19 protein-coding genes and 3 pseudogenes are annotated in these 24857 nt (G+C 69.8%); 10 read left to right on the plus strand and 12 right to left on the minus strand.

The annotated features are described in order from the left end of the window. Nucleotides 1–76 precede the first annotated feature (76 nt). Entirely contained in the window at nucleotides 77–988 is a 912-nt protein-coding gene (locus AB0L25_RS20980) for a MerR family transcriptional regulator (RefSeq protein ID WP_500174304.1), read from the minus strand. A gap of 1168 nt (nucleotides 989–2156) precedes the next feature. Beyond that, the gene (locus tag AB0L25_RS20985) at nucleotides 2157–3023 is read right to left on the minus strand and encodes a LysR family transcriptional regulator (RefSeq protein ID WP_500174305.1); all 867 of its coding nucleotides are present in this window, start codon (nucleotides 3021–3023) and stop codon (nucleotides 2157–2159) included. A gap of 95 nt (nucleotides 3024–3118) precedes the next feature. On the opposite strand from AB0L25_RS20985, the gene AB0L25_RS20990 reads away from it, so the two are divergent. Then, nucleotides 3119–3958: a TIGR03620 family F420-dependent LLM class oxidoreductase gene (locus tag AB0L25_RS20990; RefSeq protein ID WP_500174306.1), complete on the plus strand. Its 840-nt coding sequence runs from the start codon at nucleotides 3119–3121 to the stop codon at nucleotides 3956–3958. A gap of 483 nt (nucleotides 3959–4441) precedes the next feature. Here the strand turns inward: AB0L25_RS20990 and AB0L25_RS20995 are convergent, their stop codons facing one another. After that, nucleotides 4442–5653 (minus strand): IS110 family RNA-guided transposase, encoded by a 1212-nt coding sequence (locus AB0L25_RS20995; protein WP_500174307.1) that lies wholly within the window; start codon nucleotides 5651–5653, stop codon nucleotides 4442–4444. A gap of 144 nt (nucleotides 5654–5797) precedes the next feature. Next, nucleotides 5798–6058 (minus strand): transposase, encoded by a 261-nt coding sequence (locus AB0L25_RS21000; protein ID WP_500174308.1) that lies wholly within the window; start codon nucleotides 6056–6058, stop codon nucleotides 5798–5800. Between the two features lie 642 nt (nucleotides 6059–6700). On the opposite strand from AB0L25_RS21000, the gene AB0L25_RS21005 reads away from it, so the two are divergent. After that, nucleotides 6701–8083: a tetratricopeptide repeat protein gene (locus AB0L25_RS21005; protein ID WP_500174309.1), complete on the plus strand. Its 1383-nt coding sequence runs from the start codon at nucleotides 6701–6703 to the stop codon at nucleotides 8081–8083. Between the two features lie 77 nt (nucleotides 8084–8160). Here the strand turns inward: AB0L25_RS21005 and AB0L25_RS21010 are convergent, their stop codons facing one another. Together AB0L25_RS21010 and AB0L25_RS21015 are read right to left on the minus strand one after the other, a co-directional pair. Continuing rightward, on the minus strand, nucleotides 8161–8481 hold the full coding sequence (locus tag AB0L25_RS21010) for an alpha/beta fold hydrolase (RefSeq protein ID WP_500174310.1): 321 nt from the start codon (nucleotides 8479–8481) through the stop codon (nucleotides 8161–8163). 26 nt (nucleotides 8482–8507) lie between these two features. Continuing rightward, complete coding sequence (locus tag AB0L25_RS21015) at nucleotides 8508–8654, minus strand: hypothetical protein (protein WP_500174311.1); 147 nt, start codon at nucleotides 8652–8654, stop codon at nucleotides 8508–8510. Nucleotides 8655–8895: 241 nt separating this feature from the next. On the opposite strand from AB0L25_RS21015, the gene AB0L25_RS21020 reads away from it, so the two are divergent. Both AB0L25_RS21020 and AB0L25_RS21025 read left to right on the plus strand, forming a co-directional pair. Further along, nucleotides 8896–9399, plus strand: a complete 504-nt coding sequence (locus tag AB0L25_RS21020; protein WP_500174312.1) for a cupin domain-containing protein — start codon at nucleotides 8896–8898, stop codon at nucleotides 9397–9399. 64 nt (nucleotides 9400–9463) lie between these two features. Then, complete coding sequence (locus tag AB0L25_RS21025) at nucleotides 9464–10927, plus strand: MFS transporter (RefSeq protein WP_500174313.1); 1464 nt, start codon at nucleotides 9464–9466, stop codon at nucleotides 10925–10927. Between the two features lie 60 nt (nucleotides 10928–10987). Here AB0L25_RS21025 and pdxR read toward each other — a convergent pair whose 3' ends face one another. Both pdxR and AB0L25_RS21035 read right to left on the minus strand, forming a co-directional pair. Further along, nucleotides 10988–12421 carry a MocR-like pyridoxine biosynthesis transcription factor PdxR gene (pdxR, locus tag AB0L25_RS21030; protein ID WP_500174314.1) on the minus strand — a complete coding sequence of 478 codons (1434 nt, stop codon included), beginning with the start codon at nucleotides 12419–12421 and terminating at the stop codon, nucleotides 10988–10990. Nucleotides 12422–12460: 39 nt separating this feature from the next. After that, nucleotides 12461–13216 (minus strand): AMP-binding protein, encoded by a 756-nt coding sequence (locus AB0L25_RS21035; RefSeq protein ID WP_500174315.1) that lies wholly within the window; start codon nucleotides 13214–13216, stop codon nucleotides 12461–12463. On the opposite strand from AB0L25_RS21035, the gene AB0L25_RS21040 reads away from it, so the two are divergent. Next, nucleotides 13215–13892, plus strand: a complete 678-nt coding sequence (locus tag AB0L25_RS21040; RefSeq protein ID WP_500174316.1) for a helix-turn-helix transcriptional regulator — start codon at nucleotides 13215–13217, stop codon at nucleotides 13890–13892. The genes AB0L25_RS21035 and AB0L25_RS21040 overlap by 2 nt on opposite strands. A gap of 314 nt (nucleotides 13893–14206) precedes the next feature. Here the strand turns inward: AB0L25_RS21040 and AB0L25_RS21045 are convergent, their stop codons facing one another. Further along, nucleotides 14207–14626, minus strand: coding sequence for a ribosomal maturation YjgA family protein (locus AB0L25_RS21045; protein ID WP_500174317.1), 420 nt, complete (start codon nucleotides 14624–14626; stop codon nucleotides 14207–14209). A 1624-nt stretch (nucleotides 14627–16250) separates the two neighbouring features. Between AB0L25_RS21045 and AB0L25_RS21050 the strand changes: the two genes are divergently transcribed. Then, nucleotides 16251–16790 carry a hypothetical protein gene (locus AB0L25_RS21050; RefSeq protein WP_500174318.1) on the plus strand — a complete coding sequence of 180 codons (540 nt, stop codon included), beginning with the start codon at nucleotides 16251–16253 and terminating at the stop codon, nucleotides 16788–16790. Between the two features lie 284 nt (nucleotides 16791–17074). Beyond that, nucleotides 17075–17919, plus strand: a pseudogene (locus tag AB0L25_RS21055) (siderophore-interacting protein). A gap of 931 nt (nucleotides 17920–18850) precedes the next feature. Here the strand turns inward: AB0L25_RS21055 and AB0L25_RS21060 are convergent. Further along, complete coding sequence (locus AB0L25_RS21060) at nucleotides 18851–20053, minus strand: hypothetical protein (protein ID WP_500174319.1); 1203 nt, start codon at nucleotides 20051–20053, stop codon at nucleotides 18851–18853. 189 nt (nucleotides 20054–20242) lie between these two features. Here AB0L25_RS21060 and AB0L25_RS21065 point away from each other — a divergent pair, with 189 nt between their 5' ends. Both AB0L25_RS21065 and AB0L25_RS21070 read left to right on the plus strand, forming a co-directional pair. Then, complete coding sequence (locus AB0L25_RS21065; protein WP_500174320.1) at nucleotides 20243–21469, plus strand: NucA/NucB deoxyribonuclease domain-containing protein; 1227 nt, start codon at nucleotides 20243–20245, stop codon at nucleotides 21467–21469. A gap of 52 nt (nucleotides 21470–21521) precedes the next feature. Next, nucleotides 21522–21881: pseudogene (locus AB0L25_RS21070) on the plus strand (DUF6193 family natural product biosynthesis protein); the annotation flags it as partial. Nucleotides 21882–22333: 452 nt separating this feature from the next. Here AB0L25_RS21070 and AB0L25_RS21075 read toward each other — a convergent pair. Then, complete coding sequence (locus tag AB0L25_RS21075) at nucleotides 22334–23779, minus strand: MFS transporter (RefSeq protein ID WP_500174321.1); 1446 nt, start codon at nucleotides 23777–23779, stop codon at nucleotides 22334–22336. Nucleotides 23780–23858: 79 nt separating this feature from the next. Continuing rightward, complete coding sequence (locus tag AB0L25_RS21080; protein ID WP_500174322.1) at nucleotides 23859–24299, minus strand: RrF2 family transcriptional regulator; 441 nt, start codon at nucleotides 24297–24299, stop codon at nucleotides 23859–23861. A gap of 270 nt (nucleotides 24300–24569) precedes the next feature. On the opposite strand from AB0L25_RS21080, the pseudogene AB0L25_RS21085 reads away from it, so the two are divergent. Beyond that, nucleotides 24570–24740: pseudogene (locus tag AB0L25_RS21085) on the plus strand (leucine zipper domain-containing protein); the annotation flags it as partial. Nucleotides 24741–24857 lie beyond the last annotated feature (117 nt).

Raw genomic sequence — 24857 nt, forward strand, 5'->3', positions numbered from 1 at the left:
GCCACACCGCACTCCGCGGCCTCCCACCCGCCAGCCGCGTCCCCAACCTCACGGGACAGAACAGCTAGGCCGTGTTTTAGGTAGCGGGTGGCTCTTGGGCGGATAGTTCTTCGGCCAGTTCCATACAGCGCAGGCGGGCTGGGGAGAAGTCGTAGGGCATTTTGCCGACGGCTTCGAACACGCTCATGGAGTCAGCCTTCCGCCTGGCAGAGTTGAGGTCGGCCTCGTCCTCGCCGTCATCGGCGGTAGCAGGGTGCAAAGTGTCCCAGGCGTCGAAGAGGGCATCGTCGTCCTTCCCCAGGCCGGACTCCTCGATGACGGTCTGCAGGGCGCTTTCGAAGGCGTGCCGTTCGGCGGCCACCTGAGCCACCCGCGGATCATCGACGGCGACGCTGTCATCGAGTGCCTCCTCGGCGTCATCGATGCGGTCGGAGGCCTCCCGCAGAGTGGGATGCGTGGCCAAGACGACGAAGCGGGTGGCCTGGACGGCCGCGCCGAGCGGGCCGAAGATCCGCTCAGTGACCAGCAGACTGTCCAGGTCCGCCTGACGCAGGGAGCCCTCGGGCAGGCTCTTGAGACGGCCGGTGACGAAGTCGGAGAGCAGGCCCATCCGGCTGCCTTCGGTGCGCATCCGCTGTACAGCGGTCCGCTGCCGCCGCAATTCCGCCTCCTGCTCGGCGAGGGTTTCCTCCAACCGCTCCAGGATGCCCGCGATACCGTCTCCGCTGTCCGCACTGGCGGAAGCCGTGCCGGTGGTAAAGGCGTCACGGATGTCGTCCAAGGCGATCCCGGCGTCGGCCATCTTGCGAATCCACAGCAGTCGGATCATGTCCTCGTACCCGTAGCGGCGGCGGCCATCGCCGCCCCGCTCAGGCTCGGGGAGCAGGCCGATCTCGTGGTAATGGCGAATCGCCCGCGGCGTGATGCCGGCGAAGGCCGCCGCGTCACCGATCTTGACCTGGCGAGGTGGCATGAAGGACGAATGCATGAGCAGGGACCTTTCTTCAAGGGACCGGGATGTGAGTCCACCGAACCACATGCCGCTACGGAAGGTGCAACCCCATACACACCGCCCCGCGCCATGCCAGGAAACGCGCTCTTTCTCCGTAATAACCGCAGGCTCGTCCTTTCCTGCTGGGGCATCCGCACGATGGCAGACCGAGGGTTCACAGCCACTGATGAATCGTTGCGACCTTAACCGTCGCCTCGAACCGAACCGCAAGTTCGTCGTACCGGGTCGCCATGGCCGGTGCTGCTTGAGACGGCTGGCCCCGTCTTCGACCGCATGCCGGGCCTTGTAGTCCTCGCGGTCGAAGACGGCGGACGGCCACCGCCATGGCGCCTGCGGTTGCGGACCTGATCGACCGGCTCAGGAATCGTGCACTTGATGCCACGTCTGCTCAGGTAGGCGCGTTATTCGGGCTCTTGCTCGGATCGTCGATACCTGGGCGGCTCATCAGGATGCGGAAGGTTGGCAGGCAACGACCTCGGGGTGCACGTCAGCGGAGTGGGTCCTCAGGATTTGGTGGCGTCGCGGATGTGGCGTCGGTGCGGCGGCCAACGATCGCGTCCGATCGCCGGGGTGGTGGGACGTCATGTAGGCGCCGGACGACAGTTGACCGCCTACAGCATCGCGGTAACGGGCCGGATGCCGACTGCGGATGGTCTGCCGTCATCCGGGTGTCGGCCGTGTTCTTGGCGTCCCGGCACGCAGATCGTTGGGCGGCACTGGACGTCGGAGAGTGGGAGATGGGACATGCCTGGAGGGCGAGTTCCGGCCGACGAGCGAACATCGAGCGAACACGGGGACGTACCCGGACGGAACGGGCGGGGGCAAACCGGGGCATTCTCGCTTTTGCTCTGGTCGCGGGTGGTGGGTCGCGTGGGACTCGAACCCACCTACCCACGGCATCGACACCGCCACCGAGCACCGGTTGACCATCGCCATGCGCCTGGAGGACCGATGGTGGCTGGGAGTCCGCTCACCACCCCCCATGCCACAGGCTGCGCATCCCTCGAGAGATGGCTCGGCCTCGTCCGGTGCGCCGGGCTCCCGATCGTTCGCGCCCCTGCCCGGCGGTGCCGTCGATCCCACGCTCGGCGAATGCGCCGCCATCGCCGCACCGCGTCGGGATACGCGTCATGCTGTGGACGGGTCAATCTCCGAAGGCCGCCTGGTGGGCGGCGGCGCAGGTGTGCGGGAGGTCGACCGGTACGACGACGCTGCCGGTGATCGTGGTCCGCGGTGCGAACGGGATCGCCCGCACCCGGGTGGAGCGGATCTCCGCGACCTGGTCGCCTGGCAGCACGGTCCAGCTGCGCGGATTGGCACCGACCTCGACGAGCGTGTCCTGGACCGTCCCGGCAAGGCGGCCGGCCCGGGCTTCGACCCCGGCCTTCCGCATCGCGGCCGTCAAGGCCTCCGGCAGGAACAGGCCGTGGTCCGGCGACGGGATCCGCAGATCGCCGACGGCGAGATCGGCCGGGGCGATCGTCGCGTGACCGGCGGCCGGGTGCCGCGCCGACACGACCGCGAACAACTGCTCCGTCCACGTCGGCAGCACCCTCAGCCCTGGCGCCGAACGCACCCCCCGGGCCAGTGCCAGATCGATCTCGCCTCGTCGCACCTCGTCCAGGCGGGCCGCCAGCGGAAGGTCGACCAGCGCGACATCGACGCCGCGCGCCGAGGGGTGTTCGCGCAGCGCGTCGATCCCGCGCTCCAGACGAGCGGTGAACCCGGCGGCCGTACCGATGCGCATGGTGCCCGCCGGCTCACCGGCGGCGGCCCGGACCCGGTCCGCGGCCGCGAGCGCGTCACGCGCCGCGGCGAGCACCCGGTGCCCCGCGGCGGTGAGCCGAACCCGGCGCGGTGAACGGTCCAGCAGCCTGACTCCCAGCTCCCGTTCCAGTTGAGCGATCCGCCTGCTGACCGCGGGCTGGGCGATGTGCAGCCGCTCGGCGGCCCGCCCGAAGTGCAGCTCCTCGGCGACCACGACGAAGTAGCGCAGTGCGCGCAGTTCCACCGAGCCCCCTCTGTTCTGCGACGATGCCGCCAGGTTATCGAGCGCGTCGGAACCGGTTCTGGTCGCCGATGGGAGCGTGGTGCTGGGATCGGATCATGGACATCGACTTGGGCCTGCTCGGCGCCCATCTGCGCGAGCACGAAGTGAGCCCGGAGAGCGCGGTGGAGGTGGAGCGGGCCGGCTACGGCACGCTCTGGCTGGACGCATCGCCGCCGGCCGACCTCGCCTTCGCGGAACAACTGCTCGACGCCACCACCCGGATGGTGGTCGGCACGAGCGTGGTCAACGTGTGGACCGCGGACGCCGAGACCGTCGCCGCCTCTTACCACCGGATCGTCGCCAGGCATCCCGGCCGGTTCATCCTCGGCGTCGGGATCGGGCACCGCGAGGTGCACGCCGAGTGGGCGTCGCCGCATGACACCTTGGCGTCCTACGTGCACCGACTGGCGCTGGCCGGCGTCCCGGCCGAGCGGGTGGTGCTGGCCGCCCTCGGCCCGAGGATGCTCCGGTTGGCCCGCGACCGCACCGCGGGTGCCATCCCCGGCATGGTCACGCCCGAGCACACCCGGCGGGCGAGGGAGATCCTCGGTGGGGACAGGCTGCTGCTCCCCGGCCACTTCGCGCTGCCGGAGCCCGACCCCGAGCGGGCCCGCGCCGTTGCCCGGGCCGCACCGCCAGGGCAGGCGTTGCAGGTCACCAACTACGCGAACAACCTCCGGCGGCTGGGCTTCACCGACGAGGACCTCTCCGGCACCGGTAGCGACCGCGTCATCGACGCGCTGCTCGCCTACGGCGACCCGGCCGACCTCGCGCGCGGCCTGATCGCACACCTCGACGCCGGCGCGGACCAAATCGGCGTCTACCCCCTCGGCGACGCCCCCATCGCCACCCTCCGAGCGGTCGCGGACGCCGTACTGGCCATCAGGCCCGAGTGACCGGGCGGGAACGCGCCGGCGAGCACCACGGCCTCCGGTGGGGGCCGCGCCCGGCCGCGTCCAAGTAGTCTCCACGCGGGTTCGTGAACGCGCCGCTACCAGCCCCCGCACACCCGTGCGGTTCGTCTTCCGCGACGGCGGCTTCGCCGGAGGGCTGCCCGACTGGGCGAACGCTGGTAGGGCCTGTTTCAGAGTTGATCAGAGCCATTCGTTGATGGCGGCGATGTGGACGGTGGCCAGGTAGCGGACGGCGAGCTTGTCGAACCGGGCTGCGACCGCACGGTGGCGTTTGAGCCGGTTGATGCCGCACTCCACCGCATGGCGCTCGCGGTAGTCGGCCGGATCGAACCCGGGCGGCCGGCCACCCCGGGCGCCGCGCCGCAGCCGGTGGCGGGCCTGGTCGGCGGGTTCGAGGATCGTGGCCGCGATGCCCCGCCGTCGTAGGTGAGCCCGGATCGTCCGGGACGAATCTCAATGATCGTGTCAAGCCGCAGCAGCCGTGATCGGTGGTGCTGGGGTGAAGGTGCGGTTGTCGCGCAGCAGGGCCCACAACACGTCGACCAGACGTCGGGCCAGAGCGAGCAGTGCCTGGGTATGGATGCGGTTCTCGCTGCGTTTGCGCTGGTAGAAGGTTCGGGATGGGCCGTCGGCGCGGATGCTGGTCAACGCGGCCATGTAGAAGACCCGGCGGAGGGTGCGGTTGTAGCGTTTGGGGCGGCGCCAGTTGCCGGTGATGCGGCCGGAGTCCTTGGGGACGGGTACCAGCCCGGCGTAGGACGCCAGACGGCCGGGGTTGGCGAAGGCGGCCTGGGCGTCGCCGCCGACCGCGACCAGGAACTCCGCGCCCAGGATGGGGCCCATGCCGGGCAGGCTCTGGATGACAGAGGCCTGCGGATGTTCCCGGAACCGGCTGTTGATCAGCTTGTCGGTGTCCTTGATCTCGCGGTCCAGGTCCAGCAGCTTGCGAGCGAGTCGTTTGATCAGCAGGGCGGTGGTGGCCTCGCCGGGCAGCACGACGGTCTGCTCGGCAGCAACCCGCAGGGCGGTGGAGGCCATGTTACGGATGCCCTTGCGCCAGGCCCCGTTCTCGATCAGGTACTCGGCCAAGCCCTCGTGTCCGGCGGCGCGGACCTGGCCTGGGGTGCAGAAGCCGGTGACCAGGATCAACGCCGACCGGGTGGAGTAGTCGAAGGCGGCCTCCAGGCCAGGGAAGACCGAGCCGAGCAGCTCGCGCAGCCGGTTGATCCCGCGGACCCAGTCGGCCATCAGGTCCTCGCGGTGCGCGGTCAGGCGAGCCAGCTCGACCACCAGCTCGTCGGTGACGGTGATGGCGGTCAAGTCCCGGCGCATCCGGGCGACCTCGGCGATGACCGCCGCGTCCTTGGCATCGGTCTTACCCTCGCCGCGGAACATCCCGGCCATGCCGTGCACCGTCCTGCCCGGCACGTAGACGACGTTCTGCCCGCTGGTCAGCAGCACCGCGATCAGCAGCGATGCCATCGGGCTGACCAGGTCCACCGCCCATCGCACCTCGTCTCCGGACCGGGCCCCACGCGCCACGAGCTCCTCGACTTGCTGCTGGCCGTTGCCTACCTTGACCGACCACAGCCGCCGGCCGTCGGCATCCACCGCCACAGCGTGGTGGCTGGTCTTGCCGGCATCGATGCCGACCCAGATCACCTCGGGAACCGCCACCTGCCCTGCCCTCTCGTCTTTACAGGTCAGCCCATGGGACGTCCCCGCTGGCAAGTCCCTAAACAGCGACGGTTCGCATCAGATCTCAATAAGCAGTCGGGGAGTCCCGGACAACGGGGCGGCCATTCCTCCCGAGCCACAGCATCAGCAGTAAGCCTTCAGCCACACCCCGTCGTCCCGGGCATCCAGAACGACTCGCTCCAGACATTTCGATCTTAGGGAGTACGCCTTGTCCCCGCGAACCCGTTCGGGCCGGGTGCGCGGGTGCCCGCCACCGATTCGGGCGACTCGGATCCCGGCTATGACCGCCTCGAACTGCAACGCGTCGCCGCGCTGCCCGGCGGTGACCACCAGCGACAAGGGTTTCTGGCCCTGCTCGCAGGCCAGGTGCAGCTTGGTCGACAACCCGCCCCGCGACCGCCCCAAGGCGTGGTCGCCGGGCTCGTCGTGGTTCCGCCGGGCGGTTCGGCCTGCCGTTCGCCGTGCCGGCGGGCCCCGGCGGCGTGCTGGTGAGCGCGCAGGACGGTGGAATCGATGCCGACCTGCCAGCCGATCAGCCCGGCGGCGTCGGCCTCGGCCTGCAGCCGGGCTCCAATGTGGGAGGTCATAGCTGGTCAAGGCGGGTGCGCCGCCAGGAAGCTGAACCCCGAACCCGCGGATTAAGAGGGACGCTGCGTCGGCGGTGCCGTCATTTGCGAGGGCATCAACCTCAAGCGCGCCGTCCGCGCCCTGAAAAGTCGGTTGTTCTCGTATCAGGGCGGCGCTCTCGAAATTGCATGGCACCAATCTGTCCGCGTCCAGTCCCATATCCATGCCGCTACATCTTGCTCGGTGCCGTCCGGTTTCGAAGCCGCCGAGCGAACAACGGGTGAACACGGTCGGCCGCCACCGTGAGGGTGTGAGTAGGGCGCCGCACGACCATCGGGTTGTGGGCTGCAGTACGGAGGGTGCGTCGGAGCGGCACGGGCGGAGCCCCGACGTGCTCCGCTCGGCGATCGCCTTGAGGGCTCCCAACTACGTCCGAAGCGGGGGCTAGGGTCCATTTCCGTGGACGCTGCTGATCTCGATTACAAGGCCAGGACTTTCACTGGTTGCATTCCTCCGCATCTGGTCTCGCGGCTCGTCGAACTCGGCCATACCGAGGAGGTGGAGTTCCAGGCCGGACGTGGGGAGTGGTTCTGCGCTCGGGAGCATGCACGACTGCTCGCCGAACAGGACCGGCGGGCGGAGGCGTTGGAGGTGCTCGCCCCGTACGTTGCCACGGGGTGGTGGAAGGCCGTCGAGGCCATGGCGGCAATGTTGGAGGAGTGGGGCAGGGGCGGTGAGGCGATCGCGCTGGCCCGTCCGCATGCGGAGGCGGGGGAGCGGTCGGCGCTCGAGTTCTTCGCGCGTCTGCTCGCCCGGCATGGCCGGGCTGACGAGGCGTTCACTCTGCTGCGCCCGCATGTCGAGGACTGGTGGCTGGCCGCCGCCCTGGTCGACGTGGCCGAGGCCGCGGGACGGGACGAGGACGCAGCCGCACTACTGACCGCCCGTATCGAGGAGGGACAGAGCTGCGACGCCCCGTCGCGCCGCCGCAGGATCGAACCCTTCAACGCCGTCGGCCTGCTCGCGACGATCCGTGAACGCCAGGGCCGCGTCGACGAGGCGATCGCCCTGCTGCACACCCGGGAAACCACCTCGGTCAACGGCCGCGACCAGCTGGCCGACCTGCTGGCACGGCACGACCGGATCGAGGAACTGCGTGCGTACGCGGCGGCCGAGTCCCTCGGGGCCGCCGCGCAGTGTCTTGCGGAGGTTCTGGAGGAGCGCGGTGACGTGGAGGGTGCGATCGCGGTGTACCGGCAGCCGAGGGGTTCCTCGTTCCGCAGGAACCACGGGGCCGTCCGTCTCGCGGAGCTGCTGGTGCGGCACGGGCGGGGCGAGGAGGCGACGGACGTGCTGCGCTCGCTCGCGGCGCCCGGCGAGGAGGAGGACTGGATCATTCACATGCTGTGCACCCACTTTGCCGACCAGGGCCGTCCCGAGGACGGCCTGGCCTACCTCGACACCCTCAAGGCGCGCCGCGGCGAAGAGGCATGGGAGTTCTACAGGATGCGGCTCTCATTTATGGTCGCGTGCGGTCGCCGCGAGGAGGCGATCGACCTGGTGATGGCACATCCCGAGGGGGGCACCTGGGCCATCGCCGAACTGCTGGCCGACGCCGGACGCACCGAGGAGACCATCGCCGAGCTGCTGGCCGACGTCGGCCGCACCGAGGAGGCCGTTGCCCTCCTTGAACAGAATGAGAACGTTGGCAGCAGCATTCTGGCCCGGCACCTTATCGACCTCGGCCGAGTCAAGGACGCCGTGGCGATCCTCCAACGGCCCAAGCCCGTCCCGACCAAGCTGCTGCAGGTTGACGCCCCCACTGACGAGCCCCCATTTTGAAACCGCGTCACAGCAGTCAGCCTGTGCCGGAACCCCGCACTACCGCCCTGAACAAGGGGTGAGCGCAGGGCGGTCGGTCAGCCAGCGAGGAGAAAAGCCAGCGCGTCCGATGCGAACCGGTCGTCGGTGAATGTCGCGGCGTGGTTTTTGCCGGGGTAGCTGATCAGACGCGCGCCGGGGATGCCGTGAGCGGTCTGGCGGGCCAGTTCCAGCGGGTAGACCAGGTCCTTCCCGCCCTGGATCAGCAACGTGGGAGCTTTGATGTCGTGCAGTCGATCGCGCAGGTTGTGGCCGTCTTCGGCGTTGAGCATGGTGGCGGCGTCGGTGTGGTCCTTGCGGCCGTCGGCCACCCAGCCCAGAGCCTTGACGAGGGCTTGGCCGATCGCCGACACGGTCACCGGTTCGGCCAGTGCGGGGCGGGGCGTTAGGTGAACCGCTCGGTGAAGGGCCCTACCGTCCGCATCAGGTAGCGGCGTCCCAGACCGGTCGGGGTGGCGGCCTCCGGGGTGAACAGCAGGACGATCAGCGGCGGTCCGGCGCCGATCGACAGGCACGGCAGTCCGTGCATCATCGCGCCGCCCTTTCTGCCTAGTGGAGGGCGGAGGTCAATGCGGCGCCCAGCTGGACGGCTACCAGCTCACCAGGGTGTGACGTGCGGCGGTGACCGATGCACGTCACAACCAAGTCGGCGAAATTGACCCATTTTTATGGCATGAAAATGAACCTCCTGACGGGTCGTTACCTCCCGTAGGTTCATTGATGTCAGCACGAAGGGCCTGGTGGGAAGCCGGGCCGAAAATCTGGGAGAAGTCATGAACGCTGTCGTGAGTCAGCCGGTCGCCCCTGTCCTGGTCCGTCCGGATAACGCCGAGGTCATTCAGGACGGTGCGCTGAGCCTGATCGGTCTGCTCGCTGATTCGGGTGAGACCGGTGGCGCGCTCACTGCCAACAAGGCCACGTTCCGAAAGGGGTCGCCGGGTGCTCCCGCGCACTTCCACACCAAGGCCAGCGAGATGTTCTTCGTCCTGGACGGCACGATGCGGTTCCTGGTGAACCAGAAGATCGTGACCCTGGACAAGGGCGGCTTCCTGACCGTCCCGCCACGGGTGCCGCACGCTTTCGCGCCGGCGCCCGGTTGCGAGGCCGAGCTGCTGGTGGTCTTCACCCCTGGCCTGCACCGGTTCGACTACTACCGGCTGTTGGAGCGCGTCTACCGGGGTGAGGCCACCGTGCAGGACATCCGTGACAGCTCGGAGCAGTACGACAACCACTACTTCGAAAGTCCGGTGTGGGCGAAGGCGCTGTCCGACAGCTGAGCCAGCGGCCCACGCGGCCCGATCTGATCCCCCTGTTCCGCATCCTTGAAAAGGAGTAACCGTCATGCCCCCTGTCACGCCCGATGCCCGGCGCCGGCCCCGCCCGGCAGCGACCTTGGCGCTGCTCGCGTTCGCCCAGCTGATCATTTCGATCGACTACAACATCGTGTACGTCGCCCTGCCCGAGATCGGCTCTGGTCTCGGCTTCTCCGCCCAGCATCTGCAGTGGGTGATCAGCGCGTACGCGGTCGCTTTCGGTGGCTTCCTGCTACTGGGCGGGCGGGCGTGCGATCTGGTGGGGCCGCGGCGGATGTTCGCCGCCGGGCTGGTTCTGTACGCGGTGTCCTCGCTGCTCGGCGGCCTGGCCGAATCCGCCGGCGTGCTGATCGCGGCCCGGGCGGTGCAGGGCATCGGCGGCGCGTTCCTGTTCCCCGCGACGCTGACCCTGGTGTCCACGAGCTTCGCCGAGGGGCGTGCGCGCAACCGGGCGTTCGCGGTGTGGGGCACGGCGGGTGGCAGCGGGATGATCCTCGGCTCCCTGCTCGGCGGTGTGCTGACGGACATGTTCGGCTGGGAGTCGGTGTTCTTCGTCAACGTCCCCCTCGCCGGCGCCGCAGCCCTGCTCACGTTCGTGCTGATCACCTCGGACGAGCCGCGTGCCGGCGGCCGCTCGCTGGACGTCGCCGGGGCGCTGACTTCGACGATCGGTGTCACGGCCGTGGTGTTCGCCCTGGTGCAGGGGCCGGAGTCCGGGTGGCTGTCGCCGGTCGTGCTGGCCGCCGCTGTCGCGGGCGCCGTCCTGCTGACCGTGTTCGTCGCGGTCGAACGGCGGTCGGCCGACCCGCTGATGCCGCTGCACCTGTTCGCCGACCGCGATCTGAGTGTCGGGACGCTCGTCACGTTCCTCTACATGGGCACCTTCGGCACTCTGCTGTACTTCTTGACCGTCTACTTCCAGGGCGTGCACGGCTACGATGCGCTCACCACCGGGCTGGCCTTCCTGGTGCCGATGGCAGCGATCGCGGTCGGCTCGCAGACCGCCGGACGGCTGGCCACCCGGTACGGGACACGGCCGGTGCTGAGCGCCGCCCTGGCGGCAGGTGGGGCCGGGGCCGCGATCGTCGGCGCGACCATGGCGGCCGATGCCTCCTACCTCGCGCTGATCCCCGGGCTCGTCGTGCTCGGGATCGGCCAGGGCGCCGGCTACACCCTGATGTTCGGCGCCGCCACCGCCGGGATCGCCGCCCCAAACCAGGGCATCGCTTCGGGCATCGCGTCCACCAGCCAGCAGGTCGGCGGCGCGGTCGGGCTCGCGCTCCTGGTGGCCGTCGCCAACGCCGGCCTGGACGGCCTGACCGGCCAGGCGCTGCGCACCGCGACCAACGACGGGCTGCGCACCGCGGTGTTCATCGCCGCCGCAGGCATCACGGTCACCGCCCTGGCCGCCCTCGGCCTGCGCAAGCCGAAGCTCCAGCAGACCACCCGGCCTGAGCCGCGGGCCGTTGACCACCCGCTCGCGCACGTCTGATCAGATCCGCCGAATACGGCGCCGCCCTTCACGAGCGGCGCCGCATTCGGCGTTCGGGATTCAGGCGTCAGGCGGCAGGGCTTGGCACAGTGCGTCGAGCGCCGGCCGGTAGCGGTGTTCGGGAGGTGCGGCGTACCCGACGACCAGGCCGTCCTCGTGGGGGTCGGGACTGTCGGGGTGGCGGAAGGCCGCCAGGCCGTCGAGGGCGAGACCCATCCACGCCGCCGCCTTGACGGTGGATACCTCGGTGCCCGGCGGCAGCCGCAGGACCGCGTGCAGGCCGGCCGCGATGCCGGTCACCGAGATGTGCGGGGCGTGCTCGGCCAGCGTCGTGACGAGCAGGTTGCGGCGGGCTCGGTAGCGCTGCCGCATCCGGCGGATGTGCTTGTCGTACTGCCCGGAGCCGATGAACTCCGCGAGCGTCAACTGGTCGGTGACCCCCGTCCACGCCTCTCGCAGTCCCTTGGCCGCGAGCACGGCGTCGACCATGTGCGGCGGCAGGACCATCCAGCCGAGCCGAATCGCCGGCGACAGGCTCTTGCTGACCGAGCCGAGGTAGACCACATGATCGGGATCGAGCCCTTGAACGGCCCCTACGGGTTCCCGGTCGTAGCGGAACTCGCCGTCGTAGTCGTCTTCCAGCACCACCCCGCCCCGACCACGCGCCCAGTCGACGGCCGCGGTCCGGCGCGCCGCATGCAGCGGGCCGCCCGTCGGGAACTGATGAGCGGGAGTGAGCAGGACTGCCCGCGCCCCACGCCGCGGCGACAGGCCCGGATGTGATGCCAGCTGGTCGGTCCGGACGCCCCGGCCGTCCAGGCCCAGCGGAACCGTGCGAACCCCGGCCTCGGCCAGGATCCCGCGGTGGAAAGGCAGGCCGTACGGCTCGACCGCCAACGGCCCGGACAGCACCCCGCCGCCGAACAGAAGCCGCAGAGCGTGCGCGAACCCCGCACAGAGCACGATTTGATCCGGTGAAGCCGACACGCCACGCGCCCGAGCGAGATACTCGGCAAGCGCACGACGCAGCTCGGGACGCCCCTGCGGGTGGGGCGGAGCGAACGCGTCATGCGGCGCGGCCGTCACCGCCCGACGGACGGCCGCGGCCCATGCGGCCCGCGGGAAGGACGTCGCGTCCGGCTGCCCCTGCTGGAGGTCATGTGTCACGACCCTGCGGCCGGGAGCCTTCTTCGGGACGCGCCGCGGCTTGGCCTCCACCCGATTGGCGACCCGGGTGCCCGACCCCTGCCGGGCGGTCAGCCAGCCCTCGGCGACCAGCTCGGCGTAGGCGTCCGCGACCGTGTTCCGGGCAACCCCCAGATCCACCGCAAGCGACCGATACGGCGGCAACAACGTCCCCGCCGTGAGCCTCCCGCTACGCACGGCCTCCCGCAGAGCCTCCGCTACCGCAGCCCGGCGGGGACCCGTCGCAGCCAGGTCAAGATGCAGGTCAGAGCCCGCCTCCCCGACAGAATTGACCCGTGGATCTGCCACCTGACTGCACTCCCTCAACCGGTCTATTGGGCAACTAGGCTAACCCACAGCGCGATCACCATGCCGTGCTCGGTCTGCCCGTAGTGGTCGCGGACCTCGACGCCGAGGGCGTCCGCGGCCCACGTGAGGACCTCTGCGGTCAGCGGCTCGCCCGCCGACGACGCGCGTCACAGGGAGACGCCGCCGTCCGGACGGCCCTGCCTCATGGCGCGGTACACCGTCGGGGCCGCGGCGAAGTTCGTGACGCCGAACCTCCGGATGACCGAGAACGTGGTGTCGGCGGAGAATCCGGCGTTCGTCGAGTTCCGGCCCGGCCACGAGTGCGCCGATCCCGCCGTCGGCCAACAGCGGCTCGATCTTGTCCCGCTGGCTCGGCTCGGTGACGATCAGGCGAACTCCAGCGGGCCGGACCCGCCTCTCGATCGCGGGCGTCGCGAACGCGGTGAACAGTGGCACGTGCACCGCGCCCAGCCGCCAGATCGCCAGCAGCGTCACCACGAGCTCGAACCGCTTGCCCATCAGCACGGCGACGTTGTCGCCGGCCCCCACGCCGCGCTCGGCCAGTGTCGTGGCCAAGCGCCTGGACGCGTCGGCGAGCTCGCCATAGGTGACGTCCCGTGAGCCGAGATCGGACTCGACGATCGTGAAGGCGACGGCGGCGGGGTCGTGACGGTCGCACAGCAGCTTCGCCGCACATGCCTCGGGCGTGTCGAAGACGTCCAGCCAGGACCGCATCCGCGCCGCAACGTCCTGCCCCGTCCCGGTCTCTTCGGCGTTCATCTCCGGTGAAAGCATGGGGCATACGCTGAACGTCGGCCACGGGCTCGGCGGCAAGGTCGCCTCGATCCGGCGGCCGATCGTTGTCAACTACTACGTCCGCACGCCGCAGATCACGCACGCCTACGACCGCATCATCCAGGCCGAAGGGCTGCGCGCCATGGCGGCGGTTCCCGTCGTGGTCGCCGAACGGACGGTCGCCGTCGTCTTCGGCGCGTACCGCGGGGACCAGCTCATCGGCGGCCGCATCTACGACGCCGTCGTCGGCGAGGCGCGAACGCTCGAGCCCGCCCTCGTCGCCGCCGCGACGATCGACGCGGCCGACGAACCCTGCACCGACGAGGCGCTCCGCGACGAGAACCGCCGCCTCCGCGCGTCCGCTCGAAACGCCCACACCCGCCTGCGGCTGCTCGCCGCCCGGACGTCCGACCCCGACATGCGAGCCGAACTCCTGCGCGAGGCCGCACGCCTCACCGTCCGGGACGCGACGGCCGCGCCGGCGGGGCTGACCGACCGCGAGAGCGACGTCCTGGCCCTGGTGTCCGCCGGACTGACCAACGCGCAGATCGCGACGGCGCTCGGCCTCACGACCTACACGGTCAAGAGCTACATGAAGACCCTCATGGCGAAGCTCGGCGCGAGGACACGGCACGAGGCCGTGGTCATCTCCCGTAGGCGGGGCCACCTACCCTGACCCGGCCACCTCGGCCCCACGACTACGGACAACACGAACTGACCATCGGCTTCACCCATTGATGCGCGGGATAGGGTACGCATGGTCGACCAACGGCATTCACCTGCCAGTATTCGTGAGGCTGCAACGGTCGCCCGAGTACTGATATCGGGTGGTCCGCCCGTGTTTTCGACGACCGGGGCGCCCGCCATGTGAACACGGGGGCGAAAGCGATCGTACCGCCCAGCCTTTCGGAGAACACGCCACCGGTTGCCCGCACCGGCGGTCGCGGCTCGAGGCCGCCACGCTGTCCGTCCGCCACGGCTGGTCCGAGATCATGAGGTGAGGGCGGGTGTCGGGTCTATTCGGGAACGTGTACGGGCCCGGAGGAACCAGTGCGCGGCGACCAATGGGATGACGCCGACGGGGTACCAGGCAACATCAACGGGGTCGAACTGGGCGCCTAGCAGCTGACGTGCGAGCCAGCTGCGTTGGGAGAGTGCTGCGGGTACGGGGGTGAGCTGCGCGAACTCGATGAACCAGCAGTATGCGATCGCGGCGCCGCCGGCGGGCAGTGGGGAGATCAGCGGCCATATGAAGATCACTATCGTGTAGACGATGGCTGCGGACAAGGCGGCGCCTGAGTACTGTTCGATGGGCCCGTCCATCGTGGCGCGGATTGTGAAGGCCGCGCCTGTGAAGCCGGCTGCCGATACCACCATCAGCAGCCGAGTCCAGCGCACTGTGAGCGACATCGCGCAATCATAAGTGCGGCAGCGCGGCTAAGGTGGCGGCTGTTCTGCTGAGCTTGGACGGGCCGCAGTTGCACCGCCGCCAAGGGCGAGACGGCAACCCGATGGTTCTCTCGCTCGGCGCGAACGTCGCAAGCAGCGCGTCCAGGCTGGCTGCTCGACATCTTCGCCTTGGTTCTCGTCGAACACCACGCTGGCGTGGGATGTTGCGATCTGATCACTGATGGCGCGGGTGAGCCACCATCGCTGCCGCTCCCGTGCACGAGCACGGCATCGTCTCTCTCTCTCACTCGCGGATGCGTGCTGTGACCTGGTGCTGCGCGGGGTATCGGACGGCAGCTCAGATCAGGGCCGGGATCATCCGGTGGCGGCGGTGCTGGCGCTGTCGGCGGCGGCGACCGTGGCCGGGATGCGCACAGTGCTACTACGATCACCGGATGGGCCGATGACGTGCCCGCCGGGGCGCCGGCCGAGCTGTACATGCGAGCCGGTGCGGCACCGGGACGGTGAGGCGTTCGTCGCCGCGATCGGTGCCTGCTTGATGAACCACCCGCTGAACTGTGCTGCAGCATCCGCCCTCTGCGCCGAGGACGGGCCGAGCCGATGCAGGTACGTCCGGACGGCAAGACCGTCCGCGGTGCCAAGAGCGCCGATGGGAGTCGGTTGCACCTGCTGGCGGCGGTCGGCCCGCCGGGTCTGGCACCGGTCGCCTCAGTGGTCGTCGCCCATGCCCAGGTGCCCGACGCCAAGCCCAAAGAGACCACCGTCGCGACCTCGGTGCCGACCCAGATCGGCCGGAACGACAAGGTCGTGACCGCCGATGCTCCGCACACGGTGAAGGCCACCGCCACCTACATCCACGCCCGCGGCGGCCACTTCGTGTTCCCGGTCAAGGAGAACCGCCGAGCCCTGTTCGATGCCCTCGACGCCCTGCCCTGGCTCGTCCATCGCCCAACTCGGCGTGGCCGGCCCCACCGCCGGCCAGGCGACCGCAGCCGATCTGGCCGGCTACGTCCGCGGCCAGTGGACCATCGAAGTGCTGCACCGGCTCCGCGACACAACCTGGCGCGAAGACAACTCCACCATCCGCGCCCGCTCGGGCCCGTGCATCAAGCGCCCACCAGGCTTGGCGGGCCAAGGCCTGCGTGGTTCGGTGGCACCGCGCGCCCGACCCAGGTGCAGAGGGTGAGCCGACGTCCCCCGGGCGGGGCGTGGACCGCTTCCTCGCGGGGCGCTGCGAGTGCAAGAGCGCCCTGTCCTGTCTGGCGCGGGAAGCCGACCAGGAAGCGGAGGCCGCTGATCGTCCCGGCCGACGCCGAACTCGTGCACGTCGTCAACCTGCCCGGCGCCCGGCCCCTCATCGTGCCGACTAATGCCGCATCAAGCGGCGTACGCCCTCGATCGTGCCGACCCCGCCCACCATCAGGAACAGGGCCGCATGATCCGCCGCCACATCATCCGGCGGGACAGGCGCGCCGCCGATGAACGCCTCCGCCAGGCCGCCCCCCCGGGGCGAACGACGCATGGCTCGGCGCTGGGGGCTTGGATCGCCGATGCGGCCGACTACGAACGAGACAGTGTGGAAACTTTAGTTTCTATCTACCGGTTCGGGAACTATAGTTTCCGCATGACGATCTTTGAGATCACTCCGGAAGAGCGGGCACACCTCGACAAGGCGCTGTACGAAGCCTTGAATCCGCTGGCCTGGGAGATTCGCTCCCGACAGACCGGGTTGCCCGCGGACCGTATGTGGGAAGCGGATCCCGTCGAAGTGGCTCTGTCCGTCCTGGCCGCTTGGAAGGTGGTGGATGCCGAGGTGAAACGGTTGACCGCGCGCGCGGCGGCGACCGCAGGTTCCTACGGCGCCAGCTATGAGCAGATGGGGGCTGTCTGGGGCATCACCCGGCAGGGTGCCCGTAAGAAATGGCCCGACGCCGTCCGCCGTTCGGCGCCCGCTGCAGCGGGCGGGAGCACGCTCGCGCTCTTCGGGGGGACTGCCGAACTGGTGCAGTCGCCTTCCGGTGACTGGAGTTGGTCGGGCGTGGGCGCCGACGGAGCATCCGCCGCGACCGCCGAGGGGACGCGCTACGCGACCGCGGAAGAAGCGGCGGCACATGCGGGCGCTTTCCTCAAAGAACACGCCCTCGACACCGTCGACCGTTCCTAGCGTCAGGTGACGTTCGCGCTGTTCACGACCTCGCGGAGGTGTTCGCCCTGGGCGGTTTGCGACGATGGCGCCATGAACGAGGGAGTCATTCCGGTTCTCTGCGTCGAGGACGCTGCGGCGGCGGTCGCCTGGTACGAGCGTTCGGGCTTCGCCTAGCTGTGGGAGCACCGCTTCGAACCGGCGCTGCGCATCGACGCCGGGGCGATGAGCATGCCGAGGGTCTGGAACGAACTGATGACCGCCGCCGCGAAACTCGGACTCGTGCCGCCCGAGCCGGTCGCCTGATGGCTGGGCCACCACGTCGCGGCGGGCCCCGCAATCCCGTCACCCGGGTCGGGCGGGTGCTGAGCGCCGACCGGATCACGCCGCACATGATCCGGATCGTCCTCGGCGGTCCCGGCCTGGGCGACTTCGAAGCGAGCCGGTACACCGACCACTACGTCAAGCTGCTGTTCCGGGTCGAGGGCGCGGCCTACCTCGAGCCGTTCGACCTGCGGCGGATCCGTGTCGAACTGCCGCGCGAGCAGTGGCCACGCATGCGCACCTACACCGTCCGGCGGTGGGACCGGGACGCCCGCGAGCTGACCGTCGACGTCGTCCACCACGGCGACGAGGGCCTCGCCGGGCCGTGGGCGGCGCGCCCGTCCGGGCGACGAGATCCGGTTCACCGGGCCCGGTGGCGGCTACGCCCCGGACCCGGACGCCGACTGGCACCTCCTGGCCGGGGACGAGAGCGCGCTCCCGGCCATCGGCGCGAGCCTCGAGCGGCTTCCGAAAGGCGCGTCGGCGCACGTGTTCGTCGAGGTGAGCGGCCCAGCGGAGGAGCAGAAGCTCGAGACGGCCGGGGACGCGGCCCTCACGTGGCTGCACCGGGGGCGACGGTCCGGTCGGAGCCGCGCTCGTCGAGGCCGTCGGCGCGCTGGAGTTTCTGCCAGGAGACGTGCAGGCGTTCGTGCACGGCGAGGCGGGATGCGTCCGGCAGTTGCGGCGGCTCCTCCTCCTCGAACGCGGCGTTCCCCGCGACCGCGCGTCGATCTCGGGCTACTGGCGGCTCGGCCACGACGAGGACCACTGGCAGGTCGCCAAACGCGCCTGGAACCGCGAAGTGGAGCGAGAACAGGACATCTAAGCGGCGTTCGGTCCTCGGAGACCCAGAGGCCGGGGACCGGACGCGTCCATCCGCCAGGGCCCCATGACGCCGGCATGGCCCCGATTACTGTCTGGACGGCAACAAGCGTCGTTTCCGTCTCACCCGAGGGGGCTATGCCGGCTTCGGTCGGTCAGCCCGCCGCACACCACCATGCAAGCGTCGTCGTCCACGCCCCGATGGTTGAGTTCGGTGAGGGCCTGCAGCCAGTGTCTGGCGCCCTCGCCCCCGGCGTCCCGAGCCCGGACCTCGAGAGCAGCCGGCGGTCACATAGCGGAGGCAGCGGCTTCAACGGGCGGGTGCTAGAGACCCCCTGACGAGGCTGACCCTACGTCCCTGATCTGCCCGGACGTACATTCGGCAAGCACAGCTCGAGGGCCGTCGTGTGCTGTGCGACACGGAGATCGAGCGTGCCTGGAGAGCGGGGCGCCCAGGTTCCCCAGGGCACCCATATCCTCATCTGTGATCACGAAGTCCACCTGCGCGTTGGAGCGCATGTGCTCCGGGTTGCCGGTCTTGGCAGCGAGACCGTGCCCAGCAGCAGGGAGTACCGGATGCACAGCTGCGGCACCGACACCGATTACTTCACAGCGATCGCTGCGACCGCGGCGTTCTTCAAAATTTCCCCCGTGCGCGATCGGTAAATACGCCTCGACGAAGATGCCCTTGCTCTCGCAGTAGGCGATGAGTTCGCTGGGGTGCTGCCGACGCGGACGAGCATGCGCGCGGGGCCGTGCCGCCGCTCACCGGTCGGTTGCTGCTCACGGGCCGGCTCGCGGGCCGGCCAGTGGAGCAGCCGATATCGGCTGCTCCACTGGCCCTCAAAGCCGGGCTCGGAGTAGGGGCGCGGAGGCCCCGCCTGGAACCGGGAGGTCGGGGTTCACGGGTGGGGCCGTTCACGGGGTGCGGGCGGTCAGACTCCGATCTGGGAGTACGTGCCCGTGCCGTCCTGCCTGCCGCTGGAGTACTGGCGGATGAACTCCCCGTCCGCGTACCGGTCGTGGCCCATCATGGAGCCGGTGTATTTGTTCTGGACGCCGATCTTGTCGGAGCCGGGGACGTCGCGGTAGATGTAGAACCGCTGGAGGTCGTCTTCTGTGCAGGAGACCGTGGTCAGGACCGCCCGTTCGGTGGCCGCGTTCTGGGCGGCGATGGTCGCGCACCCGCCGTTGCCCCAGTTCCATAGGGTCGCCTCGAGGACCCCGTTGTGCTCCGTCACATTGCACAGCCGCCAGTGGTCCAGGTGGGCGCTGAAGATCGTCGAGGGCCGCAGGCGGACACCGTCGTCTGCCAAGAGCGGCCCGCCCCAGGACAGGGGCTTTCCGGGTACGGCGATCTTGTAGGCGGTGGAGCTGCAGTTGAGGGCTGCCTGTGCGCTGCGTCCGGCGGCTTCGGGCTGTTTGGTGGACGTGCCGGTGGTGGGCACCGGGCGCTGCGCGCGGCGGTCCTGGATCTGCTTGGCCGTCGGCGCTACCGCACCGGCCGGGTGCTCGGCCTTTGCTGCGGGGCTGGCGCAGTCCAGGAGTTCCTGTGCCTTGGCCATGATGCTGTTGGCGGGCACCGTGTCCTCGCAGCGCACCGCGCCCTCTTCGAGGGTGGTGTAGGTGGTGTAGCTGCCGCTGTCGGGTCCTTCGATCCACTGCAGGGCATAGGTGCCGTCGTCCTGTTGGACACGGTTGCAGTTGAGGCTTCCGTAGGTGCCGGTGACCTTCTTCGTCCCCTTGTAGAGGCCGTAGTAGCCGGGCTCGCGGAAGTTCCACGTGATCGTTTGTGAAGCGCTGCTGGTGGAGGAGTAGTTCACCTGCACGTTCAGGCCCGCGCTCGCGCCGACCATGCCGAGGGCTTCGACGGCGAAACTGCCCTGGACGCTGCCGTTGAAGCCGACGGAGACCGAGATGGTCGTCTGGGTGCTGGTGGTGATGGTCTGGGCACCGGTCGTGCCCTGGGTGACGTACCAGCCCTTGAAATGGGTGATCGTCGGGGCGACCTCGACGCTCTTGATGATCGGGTGGCGCTTGCCGAGATCGGCTGCGGTACAGGCCTGGCCGGGTTCGGCCACCTGTTGGGCGGCGGGCTCGGCGGGTGCGGCGGCGGCCGGTGAGACCGCCAGCCCCATGGCGGTGATCGTGCAGGTGGCCGCGGCGGCGGCAGCAGCGAGTGCTCTGCCTGTGCGCCTGGCCGGTCTTGTGTAGCGCATTGTCGCGTTTGCCCTTTCTTCTGGCCGGGCGGGCTCGGCCGGTGGTGTCAGAAGGCTCTAACAGACGATCATGTCTGCATGACACCGAAAAGAAAAGAGGGGCCGCCTGTGAAACGCGTCAGACGCCTGCTGGCGGCGATGGTCTCCCTCGCTCTCACCGGAGCCCTTCTCGCCCTGGGCGCCTCGCCGGCCGCCGCCGCACCGGCCGAGAGCCGGGTAACTCCTCAAGGCCACGGCACATGCACGGCCACCGCCCCCGGCTCCAGGCTCCAGCGTCAGGGCGGGGCTTGGACCTGCCTCGAGGTGGAAGGACCCGTCCCCACCCCTGTCCCCGCCCCCGTCCGCGTCGCCGACCGCAGCCCGGCGGACCTGTGCAGCGACCCCTCCGGCAACCGTGTCGTCTCCACACGCCACGCCTACTGCACGCGGGAAAGCGTCAGGTACGCGCTCCTCAACGACAAGGGCCAGGAGATCGGCCACGCCTTGGTCGCGGTCGTGACTCCGGCCGACCTCAAAGCCTCCTCGGGAGCGCAGTGGCGCGAGGACGTCACCGTCCTCGTCGCCGAGATGACGCCCAATGTCCCCGGCGTGACGTTGGCCCTCAGTTCCACCTGCAGCGGTCAGTGCATCGCGGGAACACCGGCCTGGGGCGGCGCACCCGTGGTCCTGCGCGCCGGCGAAGCGGTCGAAGGCACCCTCACCTACAGCTCCACTGTCGCCAACGGGGCCATCTCGTTCATCCAGCCCACCTACCAAGTGGAGGGGGAGATCCTCGGCGCGACCCCCATACATGTCCACGGAAGCTGGTACGGCCCCGAAGTGCGTTGTGATGCGGCGGTCGGCAACGGCCCCGGCTGCATCGTCATGGGCCACCTGGCCAACGTGACCTTGCGCAAATCCCTCTACGGCGCCGCCGCCGTCGCCTACGAGTGGGCACAGAAGAACCTCACGGCAAACAATTTCGGCACCGCCGACAAACCGCTCCTACGTGACGCCAACCAAACGAACGCGGAAAACAGGCGTAAGCAGTCCTGCACGATGGGCCCGCTGCCCTTCAGACCCGACCCCACGGTCATAAACGATTCTTGTGACGAGTTCCCCTTCGCCAGCTCCACGCAGGGCGGCACGAACGGGTCCCTGTGCGCGGAGATCATCCCCCGGCAGAACAACGGCGTATGGAGCGTCAAACTCGTACGTGGCACCCTGGGCGCGCCCTGCATACGGGCCCACGTTCCACTGAATGAGAACACGGGTGCGGGAGGCGAACTCGGCCGTGCCGTCGTGGCCGACCGCATCCTCGACCACGAGTGGTACCAAGTGATCATCGCCCCGTAACCTCCGTTCTGAAACTGCCGGAGGTTGTTGACACCTGGGGTCTCCGATCACTATGGAGATCTCATGCCCCCATCGCCTCAACAGCAACGGGACCGCCAGGCGCAGCGACGCCTGGCGGTCCTGCGCCACGCCGAGGGGATCACCGGCAACGTCTCCCAGACCCGCCGGTACTACGGCATCAGCCGCAACTGCTTCTACAAGTGGCAGCGCCGATACCAGGGAGATGCTCACCGAGGCCGCCTATGCCGAGCCGAAGCTCCGCAGACTGTACCCCTTCACCAGCCACTGGACGCTGGGTTGCTCCACCACTTCTCACCCGTTCAGCCCTGAGTTCGTCGGGGTGAGCTCGCCGCGTGGAGAAAGCGGTTACACCATCAGGGTTCTCCCGCGCCATCGTCGGCTGGGCCGCGGCCACCAAGCAGACCCGGCTGGTCCCAGACGCCATCGACATGGCGCTGTGCGGCGCGACCGCACTGGGTGCCCGATCGGTCCCGGCCTGGTGCATCACAGCGACGTCGGCTCTCAGTACACGTCTTTCGATCAAACCCCGCCGTCCCTGGTGGCATCTCACCGATGTCGAACGGGCCACCGCCGATTGGGTGGAGGGGTACAACACCACTCGCTTGCACGGAGAGATCGGCCACATCCCGCCCGACGAACCCCGGGCGAACGGTATCGCTCTCACGCAAGTCGCCACGCGTGCCGAAGCGATCAATGTCGCACGAAGCCAACTACTAACGGCAAGACCCAAACCAGCAGGTCACAATTACAATTTGGAGTCTCCACAGAACCCGGGGCGGTTCACCTAATGGTGGTCGCCGGGGACGGCGCGCCGAGCCGGCGGGCGGGGGAAGCGGGTGGTCGTCATGTGACCGGACGACGCCGGGACGGTGCGGGCTCCTCCGCCGGGACGACGGTCTCGGGGACGGCGGGGCGCATTCGCCACGCGACCGCCAGCGCGAGGAGCGAGAGCACGGCCATGGTCAGGAACACGTCGGAGTAGGCGGCGCCCCCGTCACCGGTGAACAGGGGGTTGACGGCGCCACCGCCGCTCTCCTGCCGGGCGGTCAGCAGGACGCCGAACACGGCGGGGCCCGTCCCGGCGCCGAGGAACTGGGCTCCCTGCAGGATGCCGACGCCGACGCCGACCTGGTCGCCGGGGAGGGCGGTCGCGGCGGCGGTGATGATCGAGTTCATGACGAACATGAACCCGACGCTGAGGCCGAAGATCCCGATCCCGGCGGGCAGGACGGACGTGCCGCCGGTGAAGGTCGACAGGTGCAGGGAGAACAGGGCGACGGCGGCGAGGCCCGCGAGGACGAGCGGGCGGGTGCCGACGGCGTCGGCGAGACGGCCGGTCAGGGGTGCGACGGCGGCGACGGCGACGCCCGCGGGGATCATGACGAGCGCGCCCGCGCCGGGCCCGAGGCCGTTGACGTCGACGAGGAGGAGCGGCACGAACACCATCCCGCCGAGGTAGATGACCATGGCGAGGAAGGCGACGGCGACGGCGGTGCGGTAGACGCGGCCGGCGAACAGGGCGGGCGGGACGAACGGGCGCGGTGAGCGGACGGTGCGCCGTCCGAACAGTGCGAGGGCGGCGGCGGCCGCGAGGACGCTGCCCCAGGAGGAGGGGGAGGAGGGGCCGGCGGTCTGGGCCTGGGTGATGCCGAACAGCAGGAGCCCGCTGCCGAGGCCGAGGAGGACGCCGCCCGCCAGGTCGAAGGGGGGCGCGCCGGTCGGGGGGTCGGCGGGCAGGACGCGCATCACCGCGGGCAGCAGTGCGAGGGAGAGGACGAGCGTCAGCCAGAAGAGCGCGGGCCAGCCGAGGGCCTGGCCGACACCGCCGCCGACGGCGGGTCCGATGGCGGTGCCGATGCCCGATCCGGCGGAGACGACGCCGATCCCGAACCCGCGGCGGCCGGCGGGCAGCAGCAGCGTCACCGCGATGATCGACAGCACCGGGATCGCGGCCGCGCCTACGCCCGTCACGATCCGGCCGAGGACGAGGGCGGGCAGGTTCGGGGCGAGCGCGCTGAGCAGGCTCCCGGCGGCGAAGGCGAGGAGCGCGAGACAGTAGAGGCGGCGCAGGCTCACGCGATCGGCGATGCGCCCGTAGAGGGGGATGCCGACGGAGAAGCTCAGCATGAAGCCGGTGACGACCCAGGTGAGTTCGGCCTCGGCGGCGCCGAAGTCCGCGCCGATGTCGGGGAGCACGAGGTTCACCATGTCGCCCGCGATGACCGTGCTGACCATCGCGGACAGCAGCACGGCCAGGAGGGCCGGGACGTTTCGTTCGGTGCCGGACACCGCGGTCCTTTCGTTGAACTGCAACCTTTGTGGTTGCAGTTAGGGCGAGAAAAACGGCGGAGGTCGTCCTCCGCCGCGGCTACCGTGCGAGTTCGCGTTCTCTGTTCAGCACTTCCCGATGCAGGTGGGCGATGGTCGTCCGGCCGAGCCGTTCCTCCAGGGCTCGCTCCGCCTCCCGGAACTCGACTTCGAGCAGGGAGATCATGTGCCGCCCGACCGGGCACGCCTCGCTGGGCGGATGGCTGTGCCGGGCGATGACGGGGCCGGTCTCGACGGCGCTGTAGGCGTCGAAGAGGGTGATCTCGCGGGCGGGACGGGCGAGTTGCCAGCCGCCGCCCCGCCCTTCGGTCGACCACACGATGCCGGCGTCTCGAAGGGCGCCGAGGACGCGCCGTACGAGGACGGGGTTGCTCGCCAGGCTGTCGGCGATCTCGGCCGACGTCATCGAGCCGCCCTCGTGGCGCGCCAGCAGGGTGAGCCCGTGGATCGCGACCGCCGACCTGCTGCTGAGTGCCACCATGCTCCTTCCAGAGGAAACTGCAACGAGGCTAGTTGCAGTTAGTTCGGACCGTCAATCCCGGCAGGTGGGATGCCCGATGACCTCCTGCTGGAAAGCTTGTTCACCTCGGCCCGGCGACTTCAACGCCCAGTCGGCCCAGTGGCTCGGCCACTGCCCCAACGTCCTTCATCGCTGGCGGATCGAATGCCGGCCCGCCGACCCGCTGACGGTCAACCGATCGGCGATTTCGGCGTTGCCGCCGCAGGGGGTAGTGCACTTCGACTCGGTTGCCCGGTCGCGCACGTGGCCGCTGAACTCGGGGTCTCCCGTCAGTGCGCGCACCGGTGGGTGGGCCGGTTCCGCGACCGGGGCCGGGACGGGCCGGCCGACCGGCCCAGCGGCCCCCGCACAAGCCCGTCGCGCACCCGGCCCGAGGTGGAGGAGCAGGTGGTGGCCGCCCGCCCGAGCCACCTCGCCGACGAGTTCGGCGCCGTGCGCGCGCAGGCGGGCGAGGAGGCCGTCGAGGTCGTCGACGGCGAACATGATGCGCCGGATGCCCAGCGTGTTCGCCGTCGCGTT

Source organism: Spirillospora sp. NPDC052242 (genome assembly GCF_040679555.1).
In the GTDB taxonomy this organism is placed as follows: domain Bacteria; phylum Actinomycetota; class Actinomycetes; order Streptosporangiales; family Streptosporangiaceae; genus Spirillospora.